Below are 25,147 nucleotides of genomic sequence, written 5' to 3' on the forward strand. Positions count from 1 at the left end.
CGGCCGCGCGGTCGGCGCGTAGAAGGACCCATGAATGCCCTGCTCGAACATGCCCGATCCGGAGAGAAGACGGCGGCTTCGTCCCCGCGACGGAGGTCGGTATTGACGCGTCTGACGAAGGAAGTGGCCGTGCCCGACGGCGCGGAGCTGGCCGGGCTGATCGAGAAGGTCGCCCTCGACCGCGACCGGCAGGCCTATGCGCGGCTCTACAGCTATTTCGCCCCCCGCCTGAACGCCTTTCTCAGGAAGTCCGGCCTGCCGGCCAACGCCGCCGAGGAAATCGTCCAGGAGGTGATGCTCTCGGTGTGGCGGAAGGCGTCCTATTTCGATCCCAGCCGGGCGGGAGCGGCGACGTGGATCTTCACCATCGCCAGAAACCTGCGCATCGACCATTTGCGCCGCGCCCGCGTCGCCGCAGCCGCCGAGCATGACGAGCCGGAGGAGAGCGAGACCGCGCCCTCGGGCGAGGCCCTGCTGCTGACGGCGGAACGTGAGAGGCGGGTGCGCGAGGCGCTCAAGACATTGTCCGACGAGCAGGCCACCGTCCTGCGCCTCTCCTTCTTCAGCGAGAAGGCCCATTCGGAAATCGCCCGCGAGCTGGGCCTGCCGCTCGGCACTGTGAAATCGCGCGTGCGCCTCGCCCTCGGGCGGCTGCGCGTGCTGCTGGAAAGCCAATCATGACGATCCGTCATCATGCGACCGATGAAACGCTGATGCGCCATGCCGCCGGGCAGTTGCCGGCGGGGCCGGGCCGCATTGTCGCGGTGCATCTCGCCACCTGCCCCGCCTGCCGCGAACGCCTGGCCGAATTCGAGGCCGTCGGCGGCGCGCTGGTGGAATCGATGGAGCCGGTTCCCATGGCGCCGGACGCCTTCGCCGCGGCGATGCGCGCCATCGACGCCGAACCGGCCGCGCGGCCGGTGCGAGCCGACCGCGCCCCTGCGCCGGCGATCCTGCCCGGGGGCATCCCGCTTCCCGCGCCGTTGCGCGATTGCGAGCTCGGCCCCTGGCGCTGGATCGGTCTGGGGGTGCGGGCACGTGCGGTGAAGCTGCCGGAGGACCCGCAGGCCCGGCTGACACTGCTTCGCGTCGGCGCGGGGCGTAAATTGCCCGAGCATGGCCATTACGGCACCGAATTCACCCAGGTGATCTCCGGCTCGTTCTCCGATGATTTCGGTCGCTATGGGCCGGGTGACCTCAGCGAGATGGATCATGAAATCGAGCACCAGCCGATCGTCGACAGCGATGGCGAGTGCTATTGCCTCGCAGCGCTGGAAGGCAGCATGAGGCTGAGCGGCTTCTTCGGCCGGCTGGTGCAACCCTTCGTGCGGCTCTAGGCCGCCATGCGCGCGGCTCTCCTCGCCCTGTCTCTCCTGAACGTGGGCGCCGCCACGGCGGCCGAAGGGCCCGTGGCGGCGCTGAACGCGCTGGCGCGGCTGGAGGCTGTCCAGGTCACGGAAAACCTCTCCTATGCCGACGGCCCGCGCCACCGCCTCGACGTATATGCGCCCTCGGGGCAGGGGCAGGGCCGGCCGGTCGTAGTGTTCTTCTATGGCGGCGGCTGGGAGGCGGGCGAGCGCGCCATGTACCGCTTCGTCGGCGCCGCGCTGGCCAGCCGGGGCTTCGTCACGATCATTCCCGACTACCGGCTTTATCCCGAGGTGCGCTTCCCGGCCTTTGTCGAGGACGGCGCGCGGGCGGTGCGCTGGGCACGGGACCACGCCGCCGAATTCGGGGGCGACCCTTCGCGGCTTGTGCTCATCGGTCATTCCGCCGGCGCCCAGATCGCCACCTTGCTGGCCTTCGACGATCAATGGCTCGCCACGGTGAAGATGGTTCCCCGGCGCGACCTTGCCGGCGTTGTCGGCCTTGCCGGCCCCTATGATTTCCTCCCCCTGGGCAGCGCAAAGCTGAAGAAGATCTTCCCCGAACCGGGACGCGGATCCAGCCAGCCGATCAACGTCGTCACCGGCGAGGAGCCCCCGGCCTTTCTCGCCACGGGCGCCAACGACACCACGGTCGACCCGGCCAACAGCGCCCGACTTGCCGCCCGCATCCGCCAGAAGGGCGGCGAGGCGACCCTCATTGTCTACAAGAAGGCGGACCACCGCCTGATCCTCGGGGCGTTTTCGCGCCCGCTGCGCCTCGTCGCCCCGGTGCTGGACGATGTGAGCGGCTTCCTCGACCGCGTCACCATGCATGGGGCGCCCCCACCCGGGAATGCCCGGTGACCGCGCTCTGGCCCTTCGCTCTGCTGGCCCTCGGCTTGTCGCTTGCCATGGCCGGGGCCTGGTGGGCGGCGGAGCGCACCGGCAATCATGGCTGGGTGGACACGGTGTGGTCCTTCGCCACCGGGCTGGCCGGCGTCGCCGCCGCGCTGATGCCGCTCGGGCGGACAGGCTGGCTGCCACGGCAGTTGCTCGTCGCGGCACTCGTGGGCGTATGGTCGCTGCGCCTCGGCTCCCACATCCTGCAGCGGACGCTGCAAGGCCATGACGACCCGCGCTACGCTGATCTGCGCCGGCAATGGGGCACGTCGGCGTCGCGTCGTCTTTTCCTGTTCCTGCAGACGCAGGCGCTGGCCGGGCTGGCGCTGGCGGTGGCGGTCGCGGCGGCCGCGCACAAGCCCGGCACCTTCTGGCAGGTGGGGGATTGGCTCGGCGCCCTGCTGTTCATCGCCGCCCTCGTCGGCGCGGGATTGGCCGACCGGCAGCTCGCGCATTTCCGCGCCGACAGCGCCAACCGCGGAAAAGTCTGCGACGCCGGCCTGTGGGGCCTGACGCGCCACCCCAATTACTTTTTCGAGTGGCTCGGCTGGGTGGCCTATCCGGTTATCGCCATCACGCTGTCGGGCGGCTATGGCTGGGGCTTCGCGGCATTGGTCGCTCCGGCGCTGATGTATGTGCTGCTGGTCCATGCCTCCGGCATTCCGCCAAACGAAGCGCACATGCTGCGCTCGCGCGGTGCGGCGTTCCGCGATTATCAGCGCCGGGTCAACGCCTTCTGGCCGGGGCCGCCGCGCGACTGAGCCGTCTCAGTCGGTAAAGGCGCGGGTGATCAGCATGCCGATGGTCGCGGCAACGCCGGTGAGCAGCGTGCCCCAGGCAAGGTCGATCGCCGTCATCGCCGCCGGCCAGTTGCGCAGCGTCGCATGGTTGGTAAGATCATAGGTGCCATAGGCGATCAGGCCGAGAAAGGCGCCCAGCGCCAGCGCCGTGGTCCACCGGCCCGAGGCCAGAGCCGGCTGCACCGCGAACACCACCACGCCGACAATATAGAGCAGGTAGAACAGCACGGCCGGCGGCCAGTTCGGCTGTTCGGCCATCAGGTCGCCGATCAACGGCCGGTAGACCCGGCTCGACATGAAGCCCAGCCAGACGGCATCGAGCGCGAGGAAGACCAACCCTGTTGATGCGTAAGCGACGATGAACTGCATGGTGTGCCCCTGAAACGACCCGTCGATCTTTCTTCAGGTACGGGCTGGTTTCGCCGGCGGATCAATCCGGGGCCCGCCGTCCTGCCCGCTCAGCCGGTCGGCGCGCTTTGCTCCCGGGCCGGGCGGCAATTCTTGCTGCGCAGCAGACGCGCCAGAAGCTGCATGCGGGCGGTCGGCGAGCGGGCCGGCTGCGCGGCTTTCGCCAGCCGGCCGGCCTCGAAGGCGGCGATCACGCTGTCATGCACATAGCTGGTGCGGCACACGGTAAGGGTGTTGGCGAGTTCGTCGGCGAGCGGGGCGATGGCCTCGCGGATCTGCCGGCGCCGGGCGCGCTCGCTCCCCTCCGGCACCATGCGGCCGAGTTGGTCCAGCACGCCGAGCGAGGCGGTCAACGTGCGGAAATCCTTCAGCGAGATGTCGTGGCCGCTCACCTCCTTGAGAAAGACGTTCACGTCGCCGGCCCGCACCGGATGGAGCGCGCCGTCGTCACCGCGATATTTGAACAGCCGCGCGCCCGGCAACGCCTTCAGCCGCGTCAGGGCTTCCGCCAGCGCCTTGTCCTTCGCCTGTTTGCGAATGGCCTTGCCGCCCTTGCCGGTGAAGGCGAGCGTTACCGTGTCCCCGTCGATCGTCAGATGCGATTTCAGCAGGGTGGTGGCGCCGCGCGTGCCGTGATCCTGCGCATATTGCTCGCTCCCCGCACGAATGGCCGTGAGTGTCACCAGCTGCACCACGGCGGCGAGGGCGAAGCCGCGGTCGGAAGCCGGCCGGCGTAGCCCGCGCCGCACGGCGCGCTGAATGGCGGGCAGGGCCTGGGAGAGACCCGAAAGCCGCTGCGCCTTCAGCGTCTCGCGCACCAGGGTCCAGTCGGGGTGGTAGCGGTATTGCACGCGCCCGGCGGCATCCTCGCCGACCGCCTGGAGATGCGCGCGCGGATCGGCAGCGAAGCGCACCTTCGCATAAGCGGGCGGCACGGCGAGGCTGCGCAGCCGGCTAAGCGTTTCGGGATCGACGATCGGCGTGCCGTCCGCCATCTCATAGCCGAAGCCGCGTCCGCGTTTGCGACGGCGCAGGGGCAGATCGGCGGGCGAGGCGATGGTCAGATCGAACCGGCGCGCCAGGCGCCGGACGGATGCTTGGGGGGCCATGGATGGTTGAGACCTCAAAAACAGACGCCTCGTTGGCGCTTCGACTCAACGGCATCGCCCGCTCGGCGTTCCCCTCGCCGAGTCATGGAAGCTCAGGGAGTGAATCGTGCGAGAAGGCCCCAAGCAGAGCGGTGGTATTGCCATAGTCTTGCATCCCTGGCGGGAACGAAGACGCGTTCCCGCTGTTGTCGGCCCGAAGCAGTAACGCACACCCCAGGAGACCGACATGGCCGAAAAGACTCTCGAAACCCTCTTCCACGAAACCCTCAAGGACATTTATTACGCCGAGCGCAAGATCGTGAAGGCGCTGCCGAAAATGGCGCGCGGCGCACAGTCGCCCGAGCTGAAGGCGGCGTTCGAGAAGCATCGCGACGAAACCGAAGGCCAGATCGAGCGCCTCCAGCAGGTATTCGAGCTGATCGGCAAGCGCCCGCAGGGCAAGACCTGCGCCGCCATCGAGGGCATCCTCGAAGAGGGCGAAGAGATCCTTGAGGAGTTCAAGGGCCAGCCGGCGCTGGATGCCGGCCTCGTCGCCGCTGCGCAGGCTGTCGAGCATTATGAGATCGCCCGCTACGGCACGCTCAAGCGCTGGGCTCAGGTGCTCGGCATGAAGGACGCCGTCAAGCTGCTGGACGCGACGCTCAAGGAAGAGTCGATGACCGATGACAGCCTGTCGGCGCTGGCCGACCAGGTCGCCAACCAGAAGGCGCTCAAGGCTGCGTGAGGCGATGTGGGCGCCGACCGGATGGTTGGCGCCCTTTCGCTTCTCCGCACATCCCCTCGCGACGTGGCCCCTCGGATGGGGCTCCGGTTATATCCGGCCGGCGCCGTCACCGTTGCCGTTGGCAGTGGCGATCGCACAGGGTTGCACCGGGCCTGGTGCGGGTGCATCGATAACGTCGCGCCGCAGTGCGGCAGGGCAGACGCCATCGATGGAACAAGGTTGCCATGGCTCCACACGACGCTGGCGCGGATGACACGGAGACGGGTCCCCGCGGCCAGGTAAAAAGCATCGAGAGCGCCCCTTCCGCGCGTCCGCATGTCGTGATTGTTGGTGCCGGTTTCGGCGGGCTGCAGGCCGCGCGCGGACTTGCCGACGCGCCCGTCGACATCACGCTGATCGACCGGCACAATTATCATTGCTTCCAGCCGCTGCTTTATCAGGTGGCCACAGCCACGCTCTCGCCGGCGGATATCGCCTGGCCGATCCGCCACATTCTCTCCCGGCAGTCCAATATCACCATGCTCATGGCGCAGGCCCAAGGGGTGGACCTCGGCGACCGCGTCCTTGTCACCAGCGAAGGCCGCATCCCCTTTGACTTTCTCGTCCTCGCCACGGGCGCCACCCATTCCTATTTCGGGCATGACGAGTGGGCGCCCTATGCGCCGGGGCTGAAGGACATCGAGGATGCCACGCATCTGCGCCGGCGCATCCTTCTGGCGTTCGAGCGCGCCGAGGTTGCCGCCGATCCGGAAATCCGCAGGCGATTGCTCACCTTCGCCATCATCGGCGGCGGGCCGACCGGGGTGGAACTCGCCGGGTCGGTCGCCGAGGTCGCGCGTCACGCGCTGGCACCGGACTTCAAGCGCGTCGACCCGCGGACCTCCCGCATCCTGTTGATCGAGGCGGGCGACCGCCTGCTGCCGACCCTGCCGGAACGGCTTTCCGCCTATGCACGCAGACGGCTGGAGAAGATGGGCGTGGAGGTGCTCACCGGGCGCCCCGTGGTCGAGATCGGGCCGGACCATATTGGGCTGGCCGGCGGCGAGAACATTCCCGCCTCCACCAAGATCTGGGCGGCCGGCGTGCGGTCGTCGCCCGCCGCGTCATGGCTCGGCGCTGCCGCCGACCGGGCCGGGCGCTGCCAGGTCGAGGCGGATCTGAGCGTGCCGCAGCACCGCGACATCTTCATCATCGGCGACGCCGCCGCCGTTTCCGACAGCCATGGCCGCCCCGTGCCGGGCATCGCTCCGGCCGCCAAGCAGATGGGCAGCCATGTCGCCACGGTGATCGAGGCCCGCCTTGCGGGCACGCCCCCGCCTGCCTTCCGCTACCGTCATGCCGGAGACCTCGCCACCATCGGGCGCAACTCGGCGGTGGTGAAGCTGGGACGCTTCGAACTGGCGGGCTTCCTCGGCTGGATGTTCTGGGGCCTTGTGCACGTGTATTTTCTGGTAGGCGCCCGCAACCGCATCGCCGTGGCGATGAGCTGGCTATGGAATTACCTCACCTATCAGCGCGCCGCACGGCTGATCACCGGCGAAGTCGAGACGGCCCCCCGCCCCGAGCCGGCGGACGGCCCACCCAAGCCTCCGGCGTAAGAGAGTAACCGGCACATTTTCGCGCGGTAGGACAGTTCAACGCCTGTGCCGACGATCCGAATATTCCACCGACGCCGCCGCATCACAGGTTCTTGTACCACGAGAGCGGGGGCATGAAGGTTGATCCCAGTAGACATCGCAACCGTCCGCCCTTGTATCAAATCTGCGCCAGAAGGTATCCGCACCCGGCCCTCGGCGGCGGGTTCCATGTTACGTCCTTGGCGTCGTCGGCGGTTCGGCAGCGCCCGGTGACGGCGATCCGGGAGCATCCTCTCTTTCTTTCAACTCCAGGGGAGGCCGGCGCATGCCGTCCCACATTCTGCAGCACATCGACCCGGCCGCCCTTGACGATGCGCTGGCCGGCGCGGCCTATGAGCCGGAAGACGTCACGCTGCTGGACACCGTCTTTGCCAATGCGTGCGAGCTGGTCTCGAAGCGGCTGGTCATCGGCGAGGGCATCCGCAGCCTTCTGGCCTGCGCCATCCTGGAAGGCGCGAAATCCGGGCTCCGCAATCCCGAGCACCTCACCTCCTTCGCGCTGCGCGCGCTCCCGAGCTTCCGCACGCGTGAACAGGAAATCTGAACGCCGCGCGCGGGGCGTGTCGACGCGCCAAGCGTCACCGGCACGGCGGATAGTCGATCGTCTCGCGAACGTCGACAACGCGGCGGGCTGCGGCGTCGGTGCGTTGGACCGTGATCACCTCGCGCTTGATCCGCCCGTCTAGACTGTCGTCATGGTGGAAGGCCCGCGCCGCCGTATCAAGGCCGAATGCCGTGCCGAACATAGCCGGCAACGCAATGTCTCGCGCAAGAACTCGGCCTACCGCAAGAACTCGGCCTACGAGCATGGCCCATCATTGTGTCGAACGCTGGCACCGTTTCCACCTCGCGCCCGGCGGCGCGCAGGACATCGATGAGCGTCGGCGGGAAACGGCCCTCCAGCTTCAGCGTCACGGTTTTCGCGCCCCAGGTGCGCACCAGCAGCCAACGCGGCGTGGTGACGGAGACCTGCCATTTCCTGCCCGGGCAGCGCGTAGCGGGAGTACAGCCCCGCCTCGCTGGTCAGATGATGCGGCGAGGTCGCCATGCCGCAGCGGCACGAACGGTATCGGCATGTCACGCGTCTGCGGCTACCAGCCGATTGCCTCTGGCAGCGATGTAGCCACGGCCGGGTGACATGATAGAAGCCGACTTCCATGCCGGCGCCATCGTCCGCCAGTCCGACGGCCGGCTGGAAGGCGCCAGCGACCCGCGCGGCGATGGGCTTCTGATTGCCCCCCTAGCCGACCCGCTCGGCAAGACGTGCGGCGCGGTACTGGCGCGGCGACTGTCCGAAGGCGCTGCGGAACTCGCGCGAGAAATGCGCCGCATCCGAAAAGCCGCAATCGAACGCGATCTCGGTGATGCTGCGCGGGCTGTTCTCCAGCATCCAGCAGGCATAATCCTTCCGCAGTCGGCGCTGAAAAGCGGCGGGCGAAGCGCCCAGCGCCGCGTTGAAGGCGCGTTCCAGCTGCCGGCTGGAGCAGCCGACATAGCGGGCGATGGCGTCCATCGAGGGCGGATCGTCGAGCCGCTGCTCCATGAAATGCACCGCCTGATGCACCCGCGTATCGGCAATGCCGGCAAGGTCGGCAAAGAAATGCGGCTGCGGCAGCGCGGAGGACCGCATGCCCTGCAGCATCATGTGACGGACAGCCTGGTTGGCCTTGGCCGCTCCGCAATGGCGGGTGACGAGATAGAGGCCGAGGTCGATGGCGGCGGTGGAGCCGGCACAGGAGAGCAGATCCCCCTCGTCGACAAACAGCTTGTCGGTCACCGCGTTCAGCGTTGGAAACTGGGCCTGGAAGGCGTCCAGCACGTTCCAGTGGATGCAGACCATGCGTTTCTCCGCCAGCCCCGCCTGGGCGATGGCGAAGGTGCCGGTGCACACGCCGATGAGCCGCACGCGCTGGCTTGCGGCCCGGCGCAGATAGTCCAGCAGCGCCGGCGGCTGGTGCTCGTTGAGGTAATCATTGCCGCCGCACACCGCGATGTAATCGAACTGCGCCGGGTCGAGCAGCGGCGCGCTGTCGGAGATCATCACCCCACAGCTGGCCCGGCGGGCGGTGCCGTCCAGGCTCATCACCTTCCACGAGGCGTGGATCTGCCGGCTCCGCCCGCCATGGTCGGCAGCAAGGCGCAGCGCGTCGATCAGGCCGCCAAAGGCCGCCAGGGTGAACTGGTCGAGCAGCACGAAGCCGACGCGCAGCGGCGAGGCGCGGGACGCCTGAAGCGGCGCGGCCGTTACGGGCACGGGCTCGGCAGCGGGGGATGGCTTCTGCAGCATGTCGCCCATATCAAAGTTTCTGACCCGATCCTGCAAGCCGCCGCAGCGTCAGGGGGTGACACTGGCCACTGCCTGCACATGAGGGGAGAAAACAACATGGCACGCTTACCCGGTCTTGTTACGGCATCGGCGCTCGCGCTGGCCGCCGCCATCGCGCCGGCCTCGGCGCAGGACGCCCTGCATGTCGCCTGGTATGGCGGCAATTGGGGCGACGCCTTCAAGGCCTGCGTCGCCGATCCCTTCACCAAGGCGACCGGCATCAATGTCGTTCCGGAAGTCGGCACCTCCACGGTTACCCTCTCGAAGCTGCAGCAGCAGAAGGATGCCCCCACCATCGACGTCGCGTGGATGGATGGCGGCGTCAGCGAGCTGGCGGAAGCCGCCGGAGTCCTCGAGCCGATCACCGAGAGCGGCGTGCCGAATCTGGCGAACACCCTGCCGCAGGCGATCTACACGAACGCCAACGGCATCTACGCCGTCGGCACCGGCTATTACTCGCTCGGCCTCACCTACAACACCAAGGAAATTCCGCAGGCGCCGACCTCCTGGAACGATCTCTGGAAGCCGGAATATGCCGACGCGGTCACCATTCCCTCGCCGGCCAATTCCTCCGGCGTGCCCTTCCTGTTCTTCCTGCACAAGATCTGGAATGCCCCGGCCGGCGATTTCGCCCCGGTCTTCGCCAAGATCAAGGAGCTGAAGCCGGCGCTGTTCTTCGATTCCTCGGGCGCCGCCTCCAACGCCTTCCAGAGCGGCGAAGCCGCCATCGGCGCGCATTTCAACGTCGGTGCCTTCGATCTTATCGCCAAGGGCCTGCCGATCGGCTTCACCGTGCCGAAGGAGGGCGTATGGGCGACCGACGCCCGGCTGCACCTCGTCAAGAACGCCCCGCGCAAGGAGCTGGCGCAGAAATTCATCGACACCGCGCTCACCCCGGCGGCGTCGCAGTGCCTTGCCGATAAGCTGTTCCTCGGGCCCTCGGTGAAGGACGTCACGGTCTCCGCCGAGACCGCGCGCAAGCTGCCCTGGGGCGAGAAGGGCTCGGTCGAAAGCCTTTATCTGCTCAACTGGACGGACGTGAACGCCCGGCGCGCCGAACTGGTCGACACCTGGAACCGCGAGATCGCCCGCAAGTAGCGGCGCGCGGGTAGCGGCGCGCACCTCCCCGCGCCGCCTTCGCGACACTCGCATCCCTGCCCGGATCGCGTTGATCCAGGCAGGGACCCCGCGGCCCACCCAGCGCGGGCATCGCTCCCGATCCGGCTTCATGCCCGGTCGGCGGACGCTCTGGCGTAATCTGCTGCCCCGAAACGGGCGGCCTCGCCCTGCACCGTCCGCCTCTCCAGCCAGGACACGATCCGTGCCGCCACTTCTCACCATCGAAGCCGTCTCGAAGCGTTTCGCCGCGCATCACGCGCTGCGAGACGTCGATCTGACGGTCGATTCCGGCGAGTTCATTGCCCTGCTGGGTCCCAGCGGCTGCGGCAAGACCACGCTTCTGCGCTGCATCGCCGGCTTCCTGACGCCGGACGAGGGCCGGATCCTCATCGATGGCGAGGACATCACCCGCGCCCCGCCCTATCGCCGGCCGCTGAACACGGTGTTCCAGAGCTACGCTCTGTTCCCCCATATGAGCGTCGCCGACAATGTCGCCTACGGCCCCCGCCGCGCCGGCGTCGGCCGCACGGAGGCGCAGAACCGGGCGCGCGAGGCGCTGGCGCTGGTCGGGCTGGAGGAAATGGGCGGGCGCCTGCCGCGCGCCTTGTCCGGTGGCCAGCAGCAGCGGGTGGCGCTCGCCCGCGCCATCGTCAACCGCCCCAAGCTGCTGCTGCTCGACGAGCCGCTGAGCGCGCTCGACCTGAAGCTGCGCCGGCGCATGCAGATCGAGCTCAAGCACATTCAGGAAAAGCTCGGCATCGCCTTCGTCTTCGTCACCCACGACCAGGAGGAAGCGATGGCGATGGCCGACCGGATCGTGGTGATGAATGCCGGCCGCGTCGAACAAACCGGTACCCCCGCCGCGATCTACCGCGCGCCCACTACTCGCTTCGTCGCCGAATTCGTCGGCGAGCCCAACCTCCTCCCGCTGTCCCCGGCCGGACCCGGGCGCGCGCGCCTCGCGATCGGCGGCTTCGAACTGCCGGCAGCGGCGGCCATGCGCTGCGCCATGGTGCGGCCCGAGGACATCGTCATTGTCGAGGGAATGCCGGCCGCCGATCTTGTCACCTTTCCGGGCGTGATCGAGGAAGTGCTCGCCATAGGCCCCACCACGACCCTGTTCGTCCGCTGCGGCGAGGTGGTGCTGAAGGTGGCACGCCTGGGCATGTCGGGGGCCGACCTCACGCCGGGCAGCGCCGTGACCCTCGGCTTGCGTCCGGCCGCGCTCCACCTGATTGCGGAATGAGCCCCGTGGCCGCTTCCCGCACCACCCGTCCCCGCACCGCCGTGGCACTGCTGCTGTTCGCGCCGCTGGCCTTCTTCGCCGCCTTCTTCCTGGCGCCGATGGTGGTCGTGGCGCTCTCCAGCATCACGACGGACAATGGCGGCCTCACCACTGCCCATTATGCGCGGATCCTGCTCGACCAGTATCACTGGGATGTGCTGTGGGTGACGTTCCGCATCGCCCTCGCCACGACGGCGCTCTGCCTGCTGATCGGCTTTCCGCTCGCCTGGTATCTCGTGCGCATCGTACGCTGGCGGGCGTGGCGGCGGGCATGCGTGATCCTGATCATCGTGCCGCTGTTCACCTCGAACATCGTGCGCTCCTTCGGCTGGATGGTGCTGCTCGGGCGCACCGGCCTCATCAATCAGGGGCTGATGGGGCTCGGCCTCACCGAGCGGCCGATCCGCTTCCTCGGCACCGAGACCGGCATCCTGATCGGCATGGTCTACATCCTCATGCCCTTCGTCGTGCTGTCGGTCGGCAATGCGCTGGCCAAGATCGACACCGCCTATGAGGATGCTTCCGCCGATCTCGGCGTCGGGCCGGCGCGCACCTTCTGGTTCGTCACCCTGCCGCTGTGCCTGCCGGGCGCCATCTCCGGCGCCATCATGGTGTTCGCGCTGGCGGTGAGCGCCTATGTGACGCCCGCCCTGCTGTCGGGCGGCCAGATCACCGTCTTCTCGATGCTGATCTTCCAGCAATATTCCTCGGTATTCGATTTCCACTACGGTGCCGCTCTCAGCGTCACGCTGCTGGTGCTGACGCTGGTCCTCGTGACCATTGCCGGCCGCATCGGCGAGACGGGAAGGAGGGCGGCATGATCGCGCGTCTCCTCATCCGGATCATCGCGCTGGCGGCGATGACCTATCTGATGCTGCCGCTGGTGGTGATCATCGGGGCCTCGCTGACCCAGACCAGCTATCTCGCCTTTCCCCCGCAGGGGCTGACGCTGAAATGGTTCGGCGTGCTGTTCGACGATCCCTCCTACGTGTCGGCCTTCGTCACCTCGACCCTGCTGGCGCTGGCCGCGACGGTGGTGGCCGTGCTGCTCGCGGTGCCGGCGAGCCTTGCGCTGGCGCGCTATGTGTTCGCTGGGCGCGAGGCGGTCTCCTCGCTGCTGATGTCGCCGCTCGTGCTTCCCTATGTGGTGCTCGGCGCGGCGCTGCTTCAGTTCGGCACCGCCTTCGGCCTCGCCCGCTCCTTCGAGGCACTGCTCGTCGGCCATGTCGTCATCGTCATGCCCTTCGTGCTGCGCTCGGTGCTGCCTCTGCTCACCCCGGAGCAGCGCGCGCTGGAAGACGCGTCGATGGACCTCGGTGCCACGCCCGTGGCGACCTTCTTCCTGATCGTTCTGCCGCAGATCCGCGGCGGCATCGTCTCGGGCGGCCTCCTCGCCTTCATCTCCTCCTGGATCAATGTCGAGCTGTCGATCTTCAACACGACGTCGGCGCTCAACACCATCCCGGTGAAGATGTTCAACTACGTGCAGTACACGATCGATCCCACCATCGCGGCAGTCTCCGCGATCACCATCGTCGCGGCTGCGCTCGTCATCATCCTTCTCGATCTGCTGATCGGCCTCGACATGTTGTCCGAGCGCCAACAGCCCTAAGTCCAACGGAGCCTTCGCGATGCGCAAGCAGGATAGTTTCGACGTCATTTACACGCACACCGAGGGCGAGCCGCTCTGCATCATCCATAGCGGCATCCCCTACCCGGCCGGCTCCTCCATCCTCGAGAAGCGGACCTTCCTGGAGGCCAATTACGACTGGGTGCGCACAGCGCTGATGCGCGAGCCGCGCGGCCATCGCGACATGTTCGGCGTGTTCCTGACCCCGCCTTCCTCGCCGGATTTCGACGCGGGCCTGATCTATATCGACGGCACGCAGTACTCCCACATGTGCGGACACGGCACGATCGCCGTCGCGATGGCGATGGTCGCCCATGGCTTCGTGCGCCGCTCGGATGACGGCATCACCAAGATCCGCTTCGAAACCACCGCCGGCCTCGTGCAGGCCGAGGTCGCCACGAAGGGCGACGAGGTGCTGTGGACGCGCTTCGAGAACGTGCCGGCCTATGTCGCGGCGCAGGATGTGGCGTTCGACCTGCCGGGCGTCGGCCCGCTCAAGGCCGATATCGTGTGGGGCGGCAACTATTTCGGCATCATCGACCTACGCGGCACGTCGCTGAAAATCGGCGCCGAGAACGGCTCGGAGCTCTCCCGCCTCGGCATCCTCGCCCGCGAGGCCATCCGCGAGAAGGTGAAGATCCAGCACCCGACCGCCGGCCACATCAACAATTTCAACTTCGTCACCTTCTGGCATGAGCCGACGATTCAGGGCGCGCTGTACAAGAACGTGCACGTGTTCAGCGCCGGCCAACTCGACCGCTCCCCCGGCGGCACCGGCACCAGCGCAATGATGGCGATGTTCGAGGCCCGCGGCGTGATCGGCCTCCACCAGCCCATCACCTCCGAGGGCCTGCTCGGCACCGGCACTTTCGAGGGCGAGCTGATCGGCGAGACCCGGCTCAACGACGTGCGCGCCGTGCGCCCGACCGTGAAGGGCACCGCCGGCCTGCTCGGCACCGCCCGCTGGCTGATCGACCGCAAGGACCCGGTCGGCGCCGGCTTCCTCGTCGCCTGACACGGCGGTCTCTGGCACTGCTTTTGCTGGTCTGGGACGTCCGCTTGTCGCATGAACAAGCGGACGTCTTTCCACGCGTGAACAGGCCATCATGGGACCCCAGGTCGTACCCGTTTCCTCCGACGCCCACTGCCCGCCGAACGCCGATGTAGTGATCGTCGGCGGCGGCATCATCGGCACCACCAGCGCGCTCTATCTCGCCGAGCGCGGCCTGAAGGTCGTCCTGTGCGAGAAGGGCCACATTGCCGGCGAGCAATCCAGCCGGAACTGGGGCTGGTGCCGGCAGGCCAAGCGTGACCCGCGTGAATTCGACCTCATTCGCGAGGCGCTGAGGCTCTGGCGCGGCCTCGATGCGCATATCGGCGCCCCCACCGGCTTCACCACCACCGGCATCCTGTTCGCCGCCAATGACGCGAAGAAGGAGGCCTCCTTCGCCGATTGGGTAAAGGAGGCCGCCGGCGCCGGCATTGAGGCGCAGATGCTCTCCCGCGCCGACATATCCCGGCACATGCCGGGTGACACGAAGCCGCCGCCGGCCGCCCTCTGGTGCGCCTCGGACGGGCGCGCCGAACCGCAAAAGGCGGCGCCTGCCATCGCCGAGGCGGCAAGGCGTCGTGGCGCCGTCATCCTTACCGATTGCGCGGTGCGCGGTGTCGAGACCGGCGGCGGACGGGTGATCGCCGCCATGACCGAGCGCGGACGCATCGCCACGCCCAATGTCGTGGTCGCCGGCGGGGCGTGGACGCGGCGCATCCTCAGCGATGTCGGCATCGACCTGCCGCAATTGAAGGTGCGTGCCAGCGTGCTGCGCACCTCCCCGGTGCCCGGCGGCCCGGAACCGGCACTATGGGACCATGATTTTGCCCTCCGGCGCCGGGACGATGGCGGCTATACCCTCGCCAACGGCCATGTGAACGTGGTGCCGATCGTGCCGGACAGCTTCCGCTTCGCCCTGGATTTCCTCCCCGCCCTGCGAATGGAGTTCGCCTCGCTGCGCCTGCGCCTCGGGCCGCGCTTCGCGACCGAATGGCAGGAGGCAGCACGCCGGCCCTTCGACGAGCCTTCGGTCTATGAGGCGGTGCGCGTGCTCGATCCCGCCCCGGACAACCGCTACCTCGCGCACGCCTTCGAAGCCTTGCAGCGGCGCTTCCCCGCCTTCGCGGACGCGCGGATCGTGCAGAGCTGGGCCGGCTTCATCGACGCCACGCCGGATGCGGTGCCGGTGATCTCGGCGGTCGACGCGATAACGGGGCTCGTTGTCGCCACCGGCTTCTCGGGGCACGGCTTCGGCATCGGTCCCGGCGCCGGCCATCTCGTCGCCGATCTCGTGACCGGCGCCAAACCCATCGCCGACCCGCACCCCTATCGCCTGTCGCGCTTCTTCGACGGCTTGCGCCCGCGCCCCATGGCCGGCCTCTGAGCCCTCAGCCTTCTTCAAGCGGAGACCACCATGGCCGAGACCATCGCCCGCCGCCCCATGCCGCGCACGCTCTACCGCGCGAGCGCCGCGCCGGCCCCGGAAACCGGTGCGCTCGACCACGACATCAGCGCGCAGGTGGTTATTGTCGGTGCCGGCTTCACCGGCCTGTCCGCCGCGCTGCATCTCGCCGAGGCCGGGGTCGACACGGTCGTCGTCGAGGCCAGCGCCATCGGCTGGGGTGCATCGGGCCGCAATGGCGGGCAGGTCAATCCCGGCCTGAAATGGGAGCCGGAGGAACTGGAGCATGGCTTTGGCGCCGATCTCGGCGGGCGGATGGTGCGGCTCGGCGATGAGGCGCCCGCTCTGGTGTTCGACCTCATCGCCCGCCACGGCATTGACTGCGCGCCCAAGCGGGGCGGCACGCTGCGCGCTGCCGTTTCCGAACGTTCCGCCGAGGGCGTGCGTGCCTATCAGCGCCAATGGGCGGCACGCGGCGCCGACGTGGTGATTGCCGAGGGCAAGGAGATGGCCGCGCTCACCGGCACTGGCGCCTACCCGCTGGGCGCGCATGACCGGCGTGGTGGACAGGTCAACCCGCTCGGCTATTGCCGCGGTCTCGCCAGGGCGGCACAGGCGGCCGGCGCCCGCCTCTTCACCGACACGCCGGCGATCCGTCTCGCGCGCCATGCGGGAGGATGGGAGCTGTCGACCCCCAAGGCCCGCATAAGCGCCGCGCAGGTGATCCTCGCCACCAATGGCTACAGCGACAATCTATGGCCGGGCCTGCGGCGCAGCGTGATCCCGGTCTTTTCCTCGATCACGGCCACCGAGCCGCTGCCACCGGATCTGGCGGCGCCGATCATGCCGAGCGGCATCGTGCTCTATGAGATGTCGGCGTCCTATGCCTATTACCGCCTCGACGAGGCTGGCCGCTTCGTCATGGGCGGGCGCAGCGTGCTGCGTCCGGCCAGCGCGCCGGACGATTTCCGCGCATTGGTCGACCACGCGACCCGGCTGTTTCCGGTGCTGAAGGCGGTGGAATGGACCCATCGCTGGAACGGGCAGGTCGCCGTGACCCGGGATCACCTGCCGCATCTCCACGAGCCGGAGCCGGGCCTGCTGATCGGCCTCGGCTATAATGGCCGTGGCGTCGCCATGGCCACGGCCATGGGGCGGATGCTGGCCCGGCGCGCCAGCGGCGGCGGCCAGGAGGTTCTCGATCTGCCGGTCACCCGCATCGCGCCCATTCTCGGCCATGCCCTGTGGCCGCTGGCCGTCAAGGCCCGGCTCAAATGGGACCGGCTGCGCGAGACGTTCGGCCGCTGATCGCGCGGCCGGTCAGGCGCCCCCGGGGTCAGGCGCCGCCGGCGCGCAGGCGTTCCGAGCGGCGCCGCAGCAGTTCCAGCGTCAGCATCAGCAGCGACGCGAAGATCACCAGAAGCGTCGCGGCGGCGGTGATGGTCGGCGATATCTGCTCGCGTATGCCCGAGAACATCTGCCGCGGCAGGGTCCGCTGCTCCGGGCTGGAAAGGAACAACGCCACCACCACTTCGTCCCAGGAGGTGACGAAGGCGAACAGCGCGCCGGAGGTCACGCCCGGGGCGATCAGCGGAAGGGTCACGGTGCGGAACGTCGTCCAGGGCGACGCGCCGAGCGAGGCCGCCGCACGGGTCAGCGAGCGGTCGAAGCCGGTGAGCGTCGCGGTGACGGTGATGACGACGAACGGCGTGCCGAGGATCGAGTGGGCGAGAACAAGCCCGAAATAGGTGTTGTTGAGCCCGACGGCGGCGAAGCCGAAGAACATCGCAACGGCCACAATGACCACCGGCACGATCATCGGCGAGATCAGGATCGACAGGATCAGCCCGGCGAACGGAACGTTGCCGCGCGACAGGCCGAGCGCGGCGAGCGTGCCGAGGCCGGTGGCGATCAGCGTGGAGAAGACCGCGACGATGGCGCTGTTCTGCAGCGCGATGCGCCAGCGCTCGTCGGTGAAGAAGTCCACGTACCAGCGCAGGCTGAGACCCGGCAGCGGGTAAGTGAACCATGGCTCGCTCGAAAAGGAGAGCGGCATGATGACCAGTATCGGGCCGATCAGGAACAGGAACACCAGCGCACAGAAGAGCGCGAAGAAGAAGTAGGTGAGCTTTTCGCGCGGGGTCGCATAAGAGGGTGCCAGCATGTCGATCAGCCCAGCTTGACCTTGTCGATACCGACAAGGCGATTGAACACGGTATAGAGCGCCAGCGTGATGAGCAGCAGGATGCCGCCTAGCGCCGAGGCCTGTCCCCAGTTCATCTCGCGATTGGTGTAGAGCGCGACGAAATAGCTGACCATCTGGTCCTGCGGCCCGCCCACCAGCGCAGGGGTGATGTAGTAGCCCAGCGACAGGATGAAGGTGAGCAGGCACCCCGCGCCAACGCCCGGCAGGGTCTGCGGCATGTATACGGTCATAAAGGCGGTAAGCGGCCCCGCCCCCAACGAGCGCGCCGCCCGCAGATGCGAGGCCGGAATCGATTTCATCACCGAATAGATCGGCAGGATGGTGAAGGGCAGCTGGATATGCGTCATCGCCAGCACCGTGCCGAAACGGTTGAAGATCAGTTGCACCCGCTCTGTGGTCAGATGCAGCGCCAGCAGGATGTCGTTGATCACGCCATTGCTCTGCAGCAGCACGATCCACGCCGTGGTGCGCACCAGGATCGAGGTGGTGAAGGGCAGCAGCACCAGGATCATCAGCACATTCGCATGGCGTGGCGGCAGGATCGCCAGCAGATGCGCCACCGGATATCCCAGCACCAGCGTGGCCAGCGTCACCAGCAGGCTGATCCAGATGGTGCGGATGAAGATGTCGACGAAGATCGAATAGTCGGCGAAATTCTTTTTGATCGCGCCCTCGGCATCCTGCCGCAGATCGAGCGAGGTCAAGAGGTAGTAGGGCGTCAGCGTGTTGCCGGCCCGCTTCATGATGGCCCAGAAGTCGACGGAGCCCCATTCGGCGTCACTGGCGACGAATTTCTCTTTCCACGGCCCGCCGCCGCCGGCATCGATCAGCCGTCCAGCCTTGAGGAAGCGCGAGCGGGCGCCGGGCACCTCGTAATTGATGCGCTTGCCGACCAGCGCGGTGGTGCGATCCTTCTGCGTCTGAACAAGGTCATCGGCAAAGGCCGCAAAGACATCCTCGCCTGGCGTTGTCCGGCCGTCCCATTGGCCGAGCGCCGTCATCGTCTTGGGCAGCGCGTCCCGCACCTCCGTGTTCTCGACCGAACGCAGCAGCATCAGCCCGATCGGTAACGCGAACACCGCGAGCACGAACAGCAGCAGCGGCGCCACCAGCGAGAATGAGCGCGCCCGGTTCAGCCGCTCGGCGCGTCTCAACTTGGTCTTGAGCGAAGTGCCGTCCAAAGTGGATTCAGCGTCGCCCTTCAGGGCTGCCACGGCCATGTCGAAATCCCCCTCGGCTGGTGTCGGGCCGTCCGCCGGATGGGCTGCGGCTCGATCGGTTTTCGGCCGGGACACCGAGAGTCCCGGCCGCCAGTTCCGGCTCCCCCTTTTTGAGGAAAAGCCGTCTTCATGTCGCGATGCGCCGTCGCCTTGCCCATGCGGCTCGGGCCATCGCGGCCAGCTCCATCACAGGCCAATCCAGATTACTGGGCGATCCACGTATTGAAGCGCTTCAGCAGCTCTTCCTTGTTGTCGCCCCAGAACACCGGATCATTGGCAAGGGCGGTCTTGGCGTTGTCCGGCGCGGTGGGCAGGTCCTTGAGGATGTCGGGCGCGACGAGCGGCGTGGCCGCGAGCAGGGCCGGGCCGTAGGAGATGTACTTGGTCTGATCGGCCTGCGCCTGCGGGCTGGAGGCGAATTCGATAAACTTGTAGACCGCGTCGAGATCCTTCACGCCCTTCGGGATGGCCCACAGATCATAGTCGAGCAGCTGGCCGTCCCAGACGATCTTGAAGTTCTTCTTGTCGACCTTGTTGGCGTTGAAGATGCGCCCGTTCCAGGCAGTTGCCATCACCACTTCGCCGGAGGCGAGCAGCTGCGGCGGCTGGGCGCCAGCCTCCCACCAGACGATGTCCTTCTTGATGGTGTCGAGCTTCTTGAAGGCCCGGTCGACGCCTTCCTTGGTCTTCAGCGTCTCGTAGACCTTGTCGGCGGGCACGCCGTCGGCCATCAGCGCGAATTCGAGATTGCCGAACGGCGTCTTCTGCAGCGAGCGCTTGCCCGGCCATTTCTTGGTGTCGAACAGGCCGGCAAGGGTCGTCGGGCCGTCCTTAATCTTGTCCGCGTCATATGCGTAGATGGTCGAATAGATGATGGTCGGGATGCCGCATTCGAAGGTCGAGCCCTTCACAAAGGCCCCCTCACCGCCGAATTTGGAATAGTCGATCGGCGTAAGGAAGCCTTCGTCGCAGCCCTGCTGCGCGGTGGCAGCGTCGACATCGACCGCGTCCCAGGTGGTATTTCCGGATTCGACCATGGCGCGGATGCGCGCGGCCTCTCCATTATACTCTTCCTGAGTTATCTTGGAGCCGGTCTTGGCGGTGTAGGGCTTGAAATACGCCTCGTCCTGGCTGGTCTGATAGGCGCCACCCCAGGAGGTGATGGTGAGGTTGTCGGCCGCGAAGGCGGCACCGCACGTCGCCGAGAGGGCGAGTGCGGAAAGCGTCAAGGTGAGCGACTTCATCTGCATGGGACTGGACCCTTGGTGGCGGTTGGCGGGAGATGTCAGGCGGCGTCGAGGGCGCGGCAATCTTGTGCGCGCCAACCCAGCGGAATGCGTGCGCCGACGGTGAGAACCGGCCGGTCTTCGACATTGCTGATCTTCACGACCACATCGGCGCCGCTGTCGAGCACGCAGCGCACGCGCACATGATCGCCGAGATAGATCATCTCGGCGATCCGGGCCTCGAAGCGATTGTCGAACGGGACGTCGGGTGGGGCGATCTTGACCCGCTCGGGACGCACGGAGAGCAGGCAGTCCTCCCCCACCCGCGTCGCGTCGGTGAGGGTGGCGGTGACGATGTCGCCATTGGCGAGCACGACGGAGCACAAGGAGCCGTTTGCCGCCTCGACGCGGCCGGGCAGGCGGTTGTTCTCGCCGATGAACTGGGCGACAAAGGAGTTTGCCGGGCTCTCATACAGTTCCGAAGGCGGCGCGACCTGCTGGATGATCCCCGCATTGAACACGGCGACGCGGTCCGACATGGTCAGCGCCTCGCTCTGGTCATGGGTGACGTAGACCACGGTGATTCCCAGGCGTTCGTGCAGATGGCGGATCTCCATCTGCATGTGCTCGCGAAGCTGCTTGTCGAGGGCGCCGAGCGGCTCGTCCATCAGCACAAGCTTCGGCTCGAACACCAGCGCGCGGGCAAGGGCGACGCGCTGCTGCTGGCCGCCGGAAAGCTGGCCGGGCATGCGGGAGGCGAAGCTGCCGAGATGCACCATGTCCAGCGCACCGGCGACGCGTGTCGCGATCTCGGCCTTCGGCAGGCCACGCACCTTGAGAGGGTAACCGACGTTTTGCGCCACGCTCATATGCGGGAACAGGGCGTAGTTCTGGAACACCATGCCGATATTGCGTTTTTCCGGCGGCAGCGAATCGATGCGCGCCCCGTCCAGCATGATGTCGCCGGAGGTCGGCGTCTCGAATCCGGCCAGCATCATGAGCGTCGTCGTCTTGCCCGAGCCCGAGGGTCCCAGCAAAGTGAGAAACTCGCCGCGGCGGATGCGCAGGCTGAGATCCTTCACCACCAGGACTTCGCCGTCATACGTCTTCTGGACGCCGGCGAACTCGACGAAACTCTCGCTGGCACTGACCGGAAGCTTCATCTTTCCTCCACAAGCTGGCGGCAACGAGCCGCCGGGCACCGCGGCGGGCAGACGGCACCCGCCCGCGTGGTGGCTTCGGCTCCGCAATCCCCATGCCAGACGCGTTGACGCCCGCCGCTCCGCCGCCGGGTGGCGGTACAGCGGCGGAAATGACGTCAGATCAATTGGTTAGCGCGAAGGCGTATTGGCTCGGGCGAATTGGACGGGCGCGGCGCGGGCGCGGGCGGCAGCCTCGACCGGCAGGCAGGCGGGCGGTGCCGGCGTGCCACTGATCAATAATTACGCACGCCTATTCGGACGCCTTCGGCCCCGATACCCGGTACTGGACGGGCGGATTCCATAGCATCGGGGGAGGTGCAGCTGCGACCCGACGTGCAGCGGCGCCTCGGAAGGGCGCTGTGCCGTCATGCGGGATGCGTCATGATGGCTGTACCCGCGCGACGTCCGCCTAAGGCGGCGGCTTCCTGGCACCATAAGTGACGCTTTTCGGTGCGTATCGCCTGGGATGCCCCGCTGCGGGCGTGAAACATCTGGTTCGGCATCGAGGGAGAGCGGCCGGGCAGTTCACTGCGCCGTGTGCCGTATGCCGCGGCGGGTGGTACATCCAGCACCCGGACCGGCTATGACGATGCCGCGCGAGCTTAGAGGGGGGTGCTTTCGGATGTTGGCTGAGATTCGGATCGACAGCCACCGGCACCCGCCCCACTAGGTGCGCCATGCGGATCCGTCCCTCCGCTGCGGGCGACCCGGTCCTGCACGCCGGGTCGACGATGTTGTCGCGACAGGAGACTCTCGCGCGCCATCTCTGGATCAGGCGGGCGCGGATAGCGTCACGTGGCGAGCTGCGTCGCCGCTTCGCTGCCCGCGCGCCCATCCTCCAGAATGCGAGGCTGGCTTCGTGGGAGCCACGCAGCATTCAGGCAACGCCTGAAATGGGAACACGCCACGCCGGCATCGGCCGGCAGCTTCTTCAGCCGCGCTTTTGGGCGGCTAGGGTGTGATGTGTGTGACAGCAAAAACCCCGCCCTGGACGTGTCCTGGGCGGGGTTTTTGGTGGGTGTGAAGAAGCGTTGATTTGCTGTGCTTTGCAGGCCTGGCAGCGACCTACTCTCCCAGGTCTTGAGACATAGTACCATCGGCGCTGAGGAGTTTAACGGCCGAGTTCGGGATGGGATCGGGTTGGGGCTCCTCGCAATGGCCACCAGGCCGGCGAAGCACAGCATTTTGCGAAGCAAGGATCCTTTCGGATCGGGCCTTGTGAGGCTCTGGTCTCTGGATTGCTTTAATCCTTGATGGATGACCATCGAGGATGAGAACGATCAAGCCAATCGAACGATTAGTACCGGTAAGCTCAATATGTTGCCATACTTACACACCCGGCCTATCAACGTGGTCGTCTTCCACGGTTCTCAAGGGAATACTCGTTTTGAGGTGGGTTTCCCGCTTAGATGCTTTCAGCGGTTATCCCGACCGTACATAGCTACGCTGCACTGCGGCTGGCGCCACAACAGCTCCACCAGAGGTACGTTCATCCCGGTCCTCTCGTACTAGGGACAAATCCTCTCAATATTCCTACACCCACGGCAGATAGGGACCGAACTGTCTCACGACGTTCTGAACCCAGCTCACGTACCACTTTAATCGGCGAACAGCCGAACCCTTGGGACCTGCTCCAGCCCCAGGATGTGATGAGCCGACATCGAGGTGCCAAACGATGCCGTCGATATGGACTCTTGGGCATCATCAGCCTGTTATCCCCGGCGTACCTTTTATTCGTTGAGCGATGGCCCGTCCACGTGGGACCACCGGATCACTATGGCCGACTTTCGTCTCTGCTCGACTTGTCAGTCTCACAGTCAGGCGGGCTTATGCCATTGCACTCGACGACCGATTTCCGACCGGTCTGAGCCCACCATCGCGCGCCTCCGTTACTCTTTGGGAGGCGACCGCCCCAGTCAAACTGCCCACCATGCAATGTCCCGGATCCGGATAACGGATCGCGGTTAGACATCCATATCTATAAGGGTGGTATTTCAAGGATGGCTCCACGAGAGCTGGCGCCCTCGCTTCAAAGCCTACCACCTATCCTACACATACCGACACGAATGCCAGTGCAAAGTTGCAGTAAAGGTGCACGGGGTCTTTCCGTCTGACCGCAGGAACCCCGCATCTTCACGGGGAATTCAATTTCACTGAGTCTATGCTGGAGACAGCGGGGAAGTCATTACGCCATTCGTGCAGGTCGGAACTTACCCGACAAGGAATTTCGCTACCTTAGGACCGTTATAGTTACGGCCGCCGTTTACCGGGGCTTCGATTCAAAGCTTGCACCTCTCCTCTTAACCTTCCGGCACCGGGCAGGCGTCAGACCCTATACGTCATCTTGCGATTTCGCAGAGCCCTGTGTTTTTGCTAAACAGTTGCCACCCCCTGGTCTGTGCCCCTCCCGCCTGGTTGCCCAAACGGAAGGCCTCCTTATCCCGAAGTTACGGAGGTAAATTGCCGAGTTCCTTCAGCATAGTTCTCTCAAGCGCCTTGGTATACTCTACCAGTCCACCTGTGTCGGTTTCGGGTACGGTCTATAATGTGGGAGCTATTTCCTGGAACCCCTTCGAAGCCAGAACAGAACCAATTCGTCTGACAACACACGGGATTCGTCACTACCCACAGGCTCAGGAATATTCACCTGATTCCCATCGACTACGCCTTTCGGCCTCGCCTTAGGGGCCGGCTAACCCTGCGCAGATTAGCTTTACGCAGGAACCCTTGGACTTTCGGCGACAGTGTCTCTCACACTGTTTGTCGTTACTCATGTCAGCATTCGCACTTCCGATACCTCCAGAGGCCCTCACGGGTCCTCCTTCGCAGGCTTACGGAACGCTCCGCTACCGCTTGCAACAAGTTGCAAACCCTAAGCTTCGGTGCATGGCTTGAGCCCCGTTACATTTTCGGCGCAAGAATCCTAGACCAGTGAGCTGTTACGCTTTCTTTAAAGGATGGCTGCTTCTAAGCCAACCTCCTGGTTGTTTTCGGACTCTCACATCCTTTCACACTTAGCCATGACTTGGGGACCTTAGCTGTAGGTCAGGGTTGTTTCCCTCTCGACGACGGACGTTAGCACCCGCCGTCTGTCTCCCGCGCAGTACTTCCAGGTATTCGGAGTTTGGTTAGGTTTGGTAAGATGGTAAATCCCCCTAGCCCATCCAGTGCTCTACCCCCTGGAGTATTCACGCGAGGCACTACCTAAATAGTTTTCGCGGAGAACCAGCTATTTCCGAGTTTGATTGGCCTTTCACCCCTAGCCACAAGTCATCCGAGACCTTTTCAACGGGCACCGGTTCGGTCCTCCAGTGCGTGTTACCGCACCTTCAACCTGCTCATGGCTAGATCACTCGGCTTCGGGTCTAATCCGACGAACTGAACGCCCTGTTCAGACTCGCTTTCGCTGCGCCTACACCTATCGGTTTAAGCTTGCTCGCCAGACTAAGTCGCTGACCCATTATACAAAAGGTACGCAGTCACCCAGGACGAACCTTGGGCTCCTACTGTTTGTAGGCATCCGGTTTCAGGAACT

The 25,147-nt window shown here is 66.2% G+C and carries 22 protein-coding genes and 2 rRNA genes (1 of these 24 running past the window's edge); 14 read left to right on the forward strand and 10 right to left on the reverse strand.

All coding sequences use genetic code 11. The features are described from left to right. The first annotated feature begins 102 nt into the window (after positions 1-102). The 4 genes from ACQY76_RS06070 to ACQY76_RS06085 are packed head-to-tail and all read left to right on the forward strand — an operon-like array spanning position 103 to position 3,028. On the forward strand, positions 103-681 hold the full coding sequence (locus tag ACQY76_RS06070) for a sigma-70 family RNA polymerase sigma factor (RefSeq protein WP_428031998.1): 579 nt from the start codon (positions 103-105) through the stop codon (positions 679-681). Beyond that, entirely contained in the window at positions 678-1,337 is a 660-nt protein-coding gene (locus ACQY76_RS06075; protein ID WP_428031999.1) for a ChrR family anti-sigma-E factor, read from the forward strand. The genes ACQY76_RS06070 and ACQY76_RS06075 overlap by 4 nt, the downstream gene beginning before the upstream one ends. 6 nt (positions 1,338-1,343) lie before the next feature. Then, positions 1,344-2,231, forward strand: coding sequence for an alpha/beta hydrolase (locus ACQY76_RS06080; RefSeq protein WP_428032000.1), 888 nt, complete (start codon positions 1,344-1,346; stop codon positions 2,229-2,231). Beyond that, complete coding sequence (locus ACQY76_RS06085; RefSeq protein ID WP_428032001.1) at positions 2,228-3,028, forward strand: DUF1295 domain-containing protein; 801 nt, start codon at positions 2,228-2,230, stop codon at positions 3,026-3,028. The genes ACQY76_RS06080 and ACQY76_RS06085 overlap by 4 nt, the downstream gene beginning before the upstream one ends. Before the next feature lie 6 nt (positions 3,029-3,034). Here ACQY76_RS06085 and ACQY76_RS06090 read toward each other — a convergent pair whose 3' ends face one another. Beyond that, positions 3,035-3,436 carry a DUF2177 family protein gene (locus ACQY76_RS06090; protein WP_428032002.1) on the reverse strand — a complete coding sequence of 134 codons (402 nt, stop codon included), beginning with the start codon at positions 3,434-3,436 and terminating at the stop codon, positions 3,035-3,037. An 89-nt stretch (positions 3,437-3,525) separates the two neighbouring features. Continuing rightward, positions 3,526-4,584, reverse strand: a complete 1,059-nt coding sequence (locus ACQY76_RS06095; RefSeq protein ID WP_428032003.1) for a DNA topoisomerase IB — start codon at positions 4,582-4,584, stop codon at positions 3,526-3,528. A gap of 226 nt (positions 4,585-4,810) precedes the next feature. On the opposite strand from ACQY76_RS06095, the gene ACQY76_RS06100 reads away from it, so the two are divergent. The 3 genes from ACQY76_RS06100 to ACQY76_RS06110 all read left to right on the forward strand — a co-directional run bounded on the left by ACQY76_RS06100 (position 4,811) and on the right by ACQY76_RS06110 (position 7,489). Continuing rightward, positions 4,811-5,308, forward strand: coding sequence for a ferritin-like domain-containing protein (locus ACQY76_RS06100; RefSeq protein WP_428032004.1), 498 nt, complete (start codon positions 4,811-4,813; stop codon positions 5,306-5,308). Between the two features lie 224 nt (positions 5,309-5,532). Continuing rightward, positions 5,533-6,906 (forward strand): NAD(P)/FAD-dependent oxidoreductase, encoded by a 1,374-nt coding sequence (locus ACQY76_RS06105; protein WP_428032005.1) that lies wholly within the window; start codon positions 5,533-5,535, stop codon positions 6,904-6,906. Between the two features lie 304 nt (positions 6,907-7,210). Beyond that, complete coding sequence (locus ACQY76_RS06110; protein ID WP_428032006.1) at positions 7,211-7,489, forward strand: hypothetical protein; 279 nt, start codon at positions 7,211-7,213, stop codon at positions 7,487-7,489. Positions 7,490-7,523: 34 nt separating this feature from the next. Here the strand turns inward: ACQY76_RS06110 and ACQY76_RS06115 are convergent, their stop codons facing one another. Both ACQY76_RS06115 and ACQY76_RS06120 read right to left on the reverse strand, forming a co-directional pair. Next, positions 7,524-7,700 carry a hypothetical protein gene (locus ACQY76_RS06115; RefSeq protein ID WP_428032007.1) on the reverse strand — a complete coding sequence of 59 codons (177 nt, stop codon included), beginning with the start codon at positions 7,698-7,700 and terminating at the stop codon, positions 7,524-7,526. A 485-nt stretch (positions 7,701-8,185) separates the two neighbouring features. Next, positions 8,186-9,241, reverse strand: a complete 1,056-nt coding sequence (locus ACQY76_RS06120) for a GlxA family transcriptional regulator (RefSeq protein WP_428032008.1) — start codon at positions 9,239-9,241, stop codon at positions 8,186-8,188. A gap of 87 nt (positions 9,242-9,328) precedes the next feature. On the opposite strand from ACQY76_RS06120, the gene ACQY76_RS06125 reads away from it, so the two are divergent. The 7 genes from ACQY76_RS06125 (at position 9,329) to ACQY76_RS06155 (ending at position 17,066) form a co-directional block, all read left to right on the forward strand. Then, positions 9,329-10,369 carry an ABC transporter substrate-binding protein gene (locus tag ACQY76_RS06125; RefSeq protein WP_428032009.1) on the forward strand — a complete coding sequence of 347 codons (1,041 nt, stop codon included), beginning with the start codon at positions 9,329-9,331 and terminating at the stop codon, positions 10,367-10,369. Between the two features lie 130 nt (positions 10,370-10,499). Further along, complete coding sequence (locus ACQY76_RS06130) at positions 10,500-11,636, forward strand: ABC transporter ATP-binding protein (RefSeq protein WP_428032010.1); 1,137 nt, start codon at positions 10,500-10,502, stop codon at positions 11,634-11,636. Continuing rightward, positions 11,633-12,496: an ABC transporter permease gene (locus ACQY76_RS06135; RefSeq protein ID WP_428032011.1), complete on the forward strand. Its 864-nt coding sequence runs from the start codon at positions 11,633-11,635 to the stop codon at positions 12,494-12,496. Before ACQY76_RS06130 ends, ACQY76_RS06135 begins: the two co-directional genes overlap by 4 nt. Further along, on the forward strand, positions 12,493-13,287 hold the full coding sequence (locus ACQY76_RS06140; RefSeq protein ID WP_428032012.1) for an ABC transporter permease: 795 nt from the start codon (positions 12,493-12,495) through the stop codon (positions 13,285-13,287). Before ACQY76_RS06135 ends, ACQY76_RS06140 begins: the two co-directional genes overlap by 4 nt. A 19-nt stretch (positions 13,288-13,306) precedes the next feature. Next, positions 13,307-14,320 carry a proline racemase family protein gene (locus tag ACQY76_RS06145; RefSeq protein WP_428032013.1) on the forward strand — a complete coding sequence of 338 codons (1,014 nt, stop codon included), beginning with the start codon at positions 13,307-13,309 and terminating at the stop codon, positions 14,318-14,320. 88 nt (positions 14,321-14,408) lie between these two features. Further along, on the forward strand, positions 14,409-15,740 hold the full coding sequence (locus ACQY76_RS06150; RefSeq protein ID WP_428032947.1) for an NAD(P)/FAD-dependent oxidoreductase: 1,332 nt from the start codon (positions 14,409-14,411) through the stop codon (positions 15,738-15,740). 30 nt (positions 15,741-15,770) lie between these two features. Then, complete coding sequence (locus ACQY76_RS06155; RefSeq protein WP_428032014.1) at positions 15,771-17,066, forward strand: NAD(P)/FAD-dependent oxidoreductase; 1,296 nt, start codon at positions 15,771-15,773, stop codon at positions 17,064-17,066. A gap of 28 nt (positions 17,067-17,094) precedes the next feature. On the opposite strand, the gene ACQY76_RS06160 is transcribed toward ACQY76_RS06155, so the two are convergent. The 6 genes from ACQY76_RS06160 to ACQY76_RS06185 form a co-directional block, all read right to left on the reverse strand. Beyond that, positions 17,095-17,922 (reverse strand): ABC transporter permease, encoded by an 828-nt coding sequence (locus ACQY76_RS06160; protein ID WP_428032015.1) that lies wholly within the window; start codon positions 17,920-17,922, stop codon positions 17,095-17,097. A 5-nt stretch (positions 17,923-17,927) separates the two neighbouring features. Continuing rightward, a complete protein-coding gene (locus tag ACQY76_RS06165) occupies positions 17,928-19,184 on the reverse strand; it encodes an ABC transporter permease (protein ID WP_428032016.1) in 1,257 nt (418 codons plus the stop codon). A gap of 203 nt (positions 19,185-19,387) precedes the next feature. Next, positions 19,388-20,434, reverse strand: coding sequence for an ABC transporter substrate-binding protein (locus ACQY76_RS06170; RefSeq protein WP_428032017.1), 1,047 nt, complete (start codon positions 20,432-20,434; stop codon positions 19,388-19,390). Positions 20,435-20,469: 35 nt separating this feature from the next. Then, entirely contained in the window at positions 20,470-21,573 is a 1,104-nt protein-coding gene (locus ACQY76_RS06175; protein WP_428032018.1) for an ABC transporter ATP-binding protein, read from the reverse strand. Positions 21,574-22,664: 1,091 nt separating this feature from the next. Further along, positions 22,665-22,779 (reverse strand): 5S ribosomal RNA (rrf, locus tag ACQY76_RS06180). Between the two features lie 109 nt (positions 22,780-22,888). Beyond that, positions 22,889-25,147, reverse strand: a 23S ribosomal RNA gene (locus tag ACQY76_RS06185); it runs 564 nt beyond the window's last position.

It is taken from the genome of Ancylobacter sp. (genome assembly GCF_965279025.1).
In the GTDB taxonomy this organism is placed as follows: Bacteria; Pseudomonadota; Alphaproteobacteria; order Rhizobiales; family Xanthobacteraceae; genus Ancylobacter.

Coding starts and splice junctions, on each gene's coding strand:
- ACQY76_RS06100 (WP_428032004.1), top strand. CDS start 4,811: ATGGCCGAAAAGACTCTCGAAACCCTCTTCCACGAAACCCTCAAGGAC.
- ACQY76_RS06175 (WP_428032018.1), bottom strand. CDS start 21,573: ATGAAGCTTCCGGTCAGTGCCAGCGAGAGTTTCGTCGAGTTCGCCGGC.
- ACQY76_RS06165 (WP_428032016.1), bottom strand. CDS start 19,184: ATGGCCGTGGCAGCCCTGAAGGGCGACGCTGAATCCACTTTGGACGGC.
- ACQY76_RS06140 (WP_428032012.1), top strand. CDS start 12,493: ATGATCGCGCGTCTCCTCATCCGGATCATCGCGCTGGCGGCGATGACC.
- ACQY76_RS06120 (WP_428032008.1), bottom strand. CDS start 9,241: ATGGGCGACATGCTGCAGAAGCCATCCCCCGCTGCCGAGCCCGTGCCC.
- ACQY76_RS06110 (WP_428032006.1), top strand. CDS start 7,211: ATGCCGTCCCACATTCTGCAGCACATCGACCCGGCCGCCCTTGACGAT.
- ACQY76_RS06090 (WP_428032002.1), bottom strand. CDS start 3,436: ATGCAGTTCATCGTCGCTTACGCATCAACAGGGTTGGTCTTCCTCGCG.
- ACQY76_RS06095 (WP_428032003.1), bottom strand. CDS start 4,584: ATGGCCCCCCAAGCATCCGTCCGGCGCCTGGCGCGCCGGTTCGATCTG.
- ACQY76_RS06155 (WP_428032014.1), top strand. CDS start 15,771: ATGGCCGAGACCATCGCCCGCCGCCCCATGCCGCGCACGCTCTACCGC.
- ACQY76_RS06075 (WP_428031999.1), top strand. CDS start 678: ATGACGATCCGTCATCATGCGACCGATGAAACGCTGATGCGCCATGCC.
- ACQY76_RS06130 (WP_428032010.1), top strand. CDS start 10,500: ATGCCCGGTCGGCGGACGCTCTGGCGTAATCTGCTGCCCCGAAACGGG.
- ACQY76_RS06135 (WP_428032011.1), top strand. CDS start 11,633: ATGAGCCCCGTGGCCGCTTCCCGCACCACCCGTCCCCGCACCGCCGTG.
- ACQY76_RS06125 (WP_428032009.1), top strand. CDS start 9,329: ATGGCACGCTTACCCGGTCTTGTTACGGCATCGGCGCTCGCGCTGGCC.
- ACQY76_RS06105 (WP_428032005.1), top strand. CDS start 5,533: ATGGCTCCACACGACGCTGGCGCGGATGACACGGAGACGGGTCCCCGC.
- ACQY76_RS06080 (WP_428032000.1), top strand. CDS start 1,344: ATGCGCGCGGCTCTCCTCGCCCTGTCTCTCCTGAACGTGGGCGCCGCC.
- ACQY76_RS06145 (WP_428032013.1), top strand. CDS start 13,307: ATGCGCAAGCAGGATAGTTTCGACGTCATTTACACGCACACCGAGGGC.
- ACQY76_RS06170 (WP_428032017.1), bottom strand. CDS start 20,434: ATGCAGATGAAGTCGCTCACCTTGACGCTTTCCGCACTCGCCCTCTCG.
- ACQY76_RS06160 (WP_428032015.1), bottom strand. CDS start 17,922: ATGCTGGCACCCTCTTATGCGACCCCGCGCGAAAAGCTCACCTACTTC.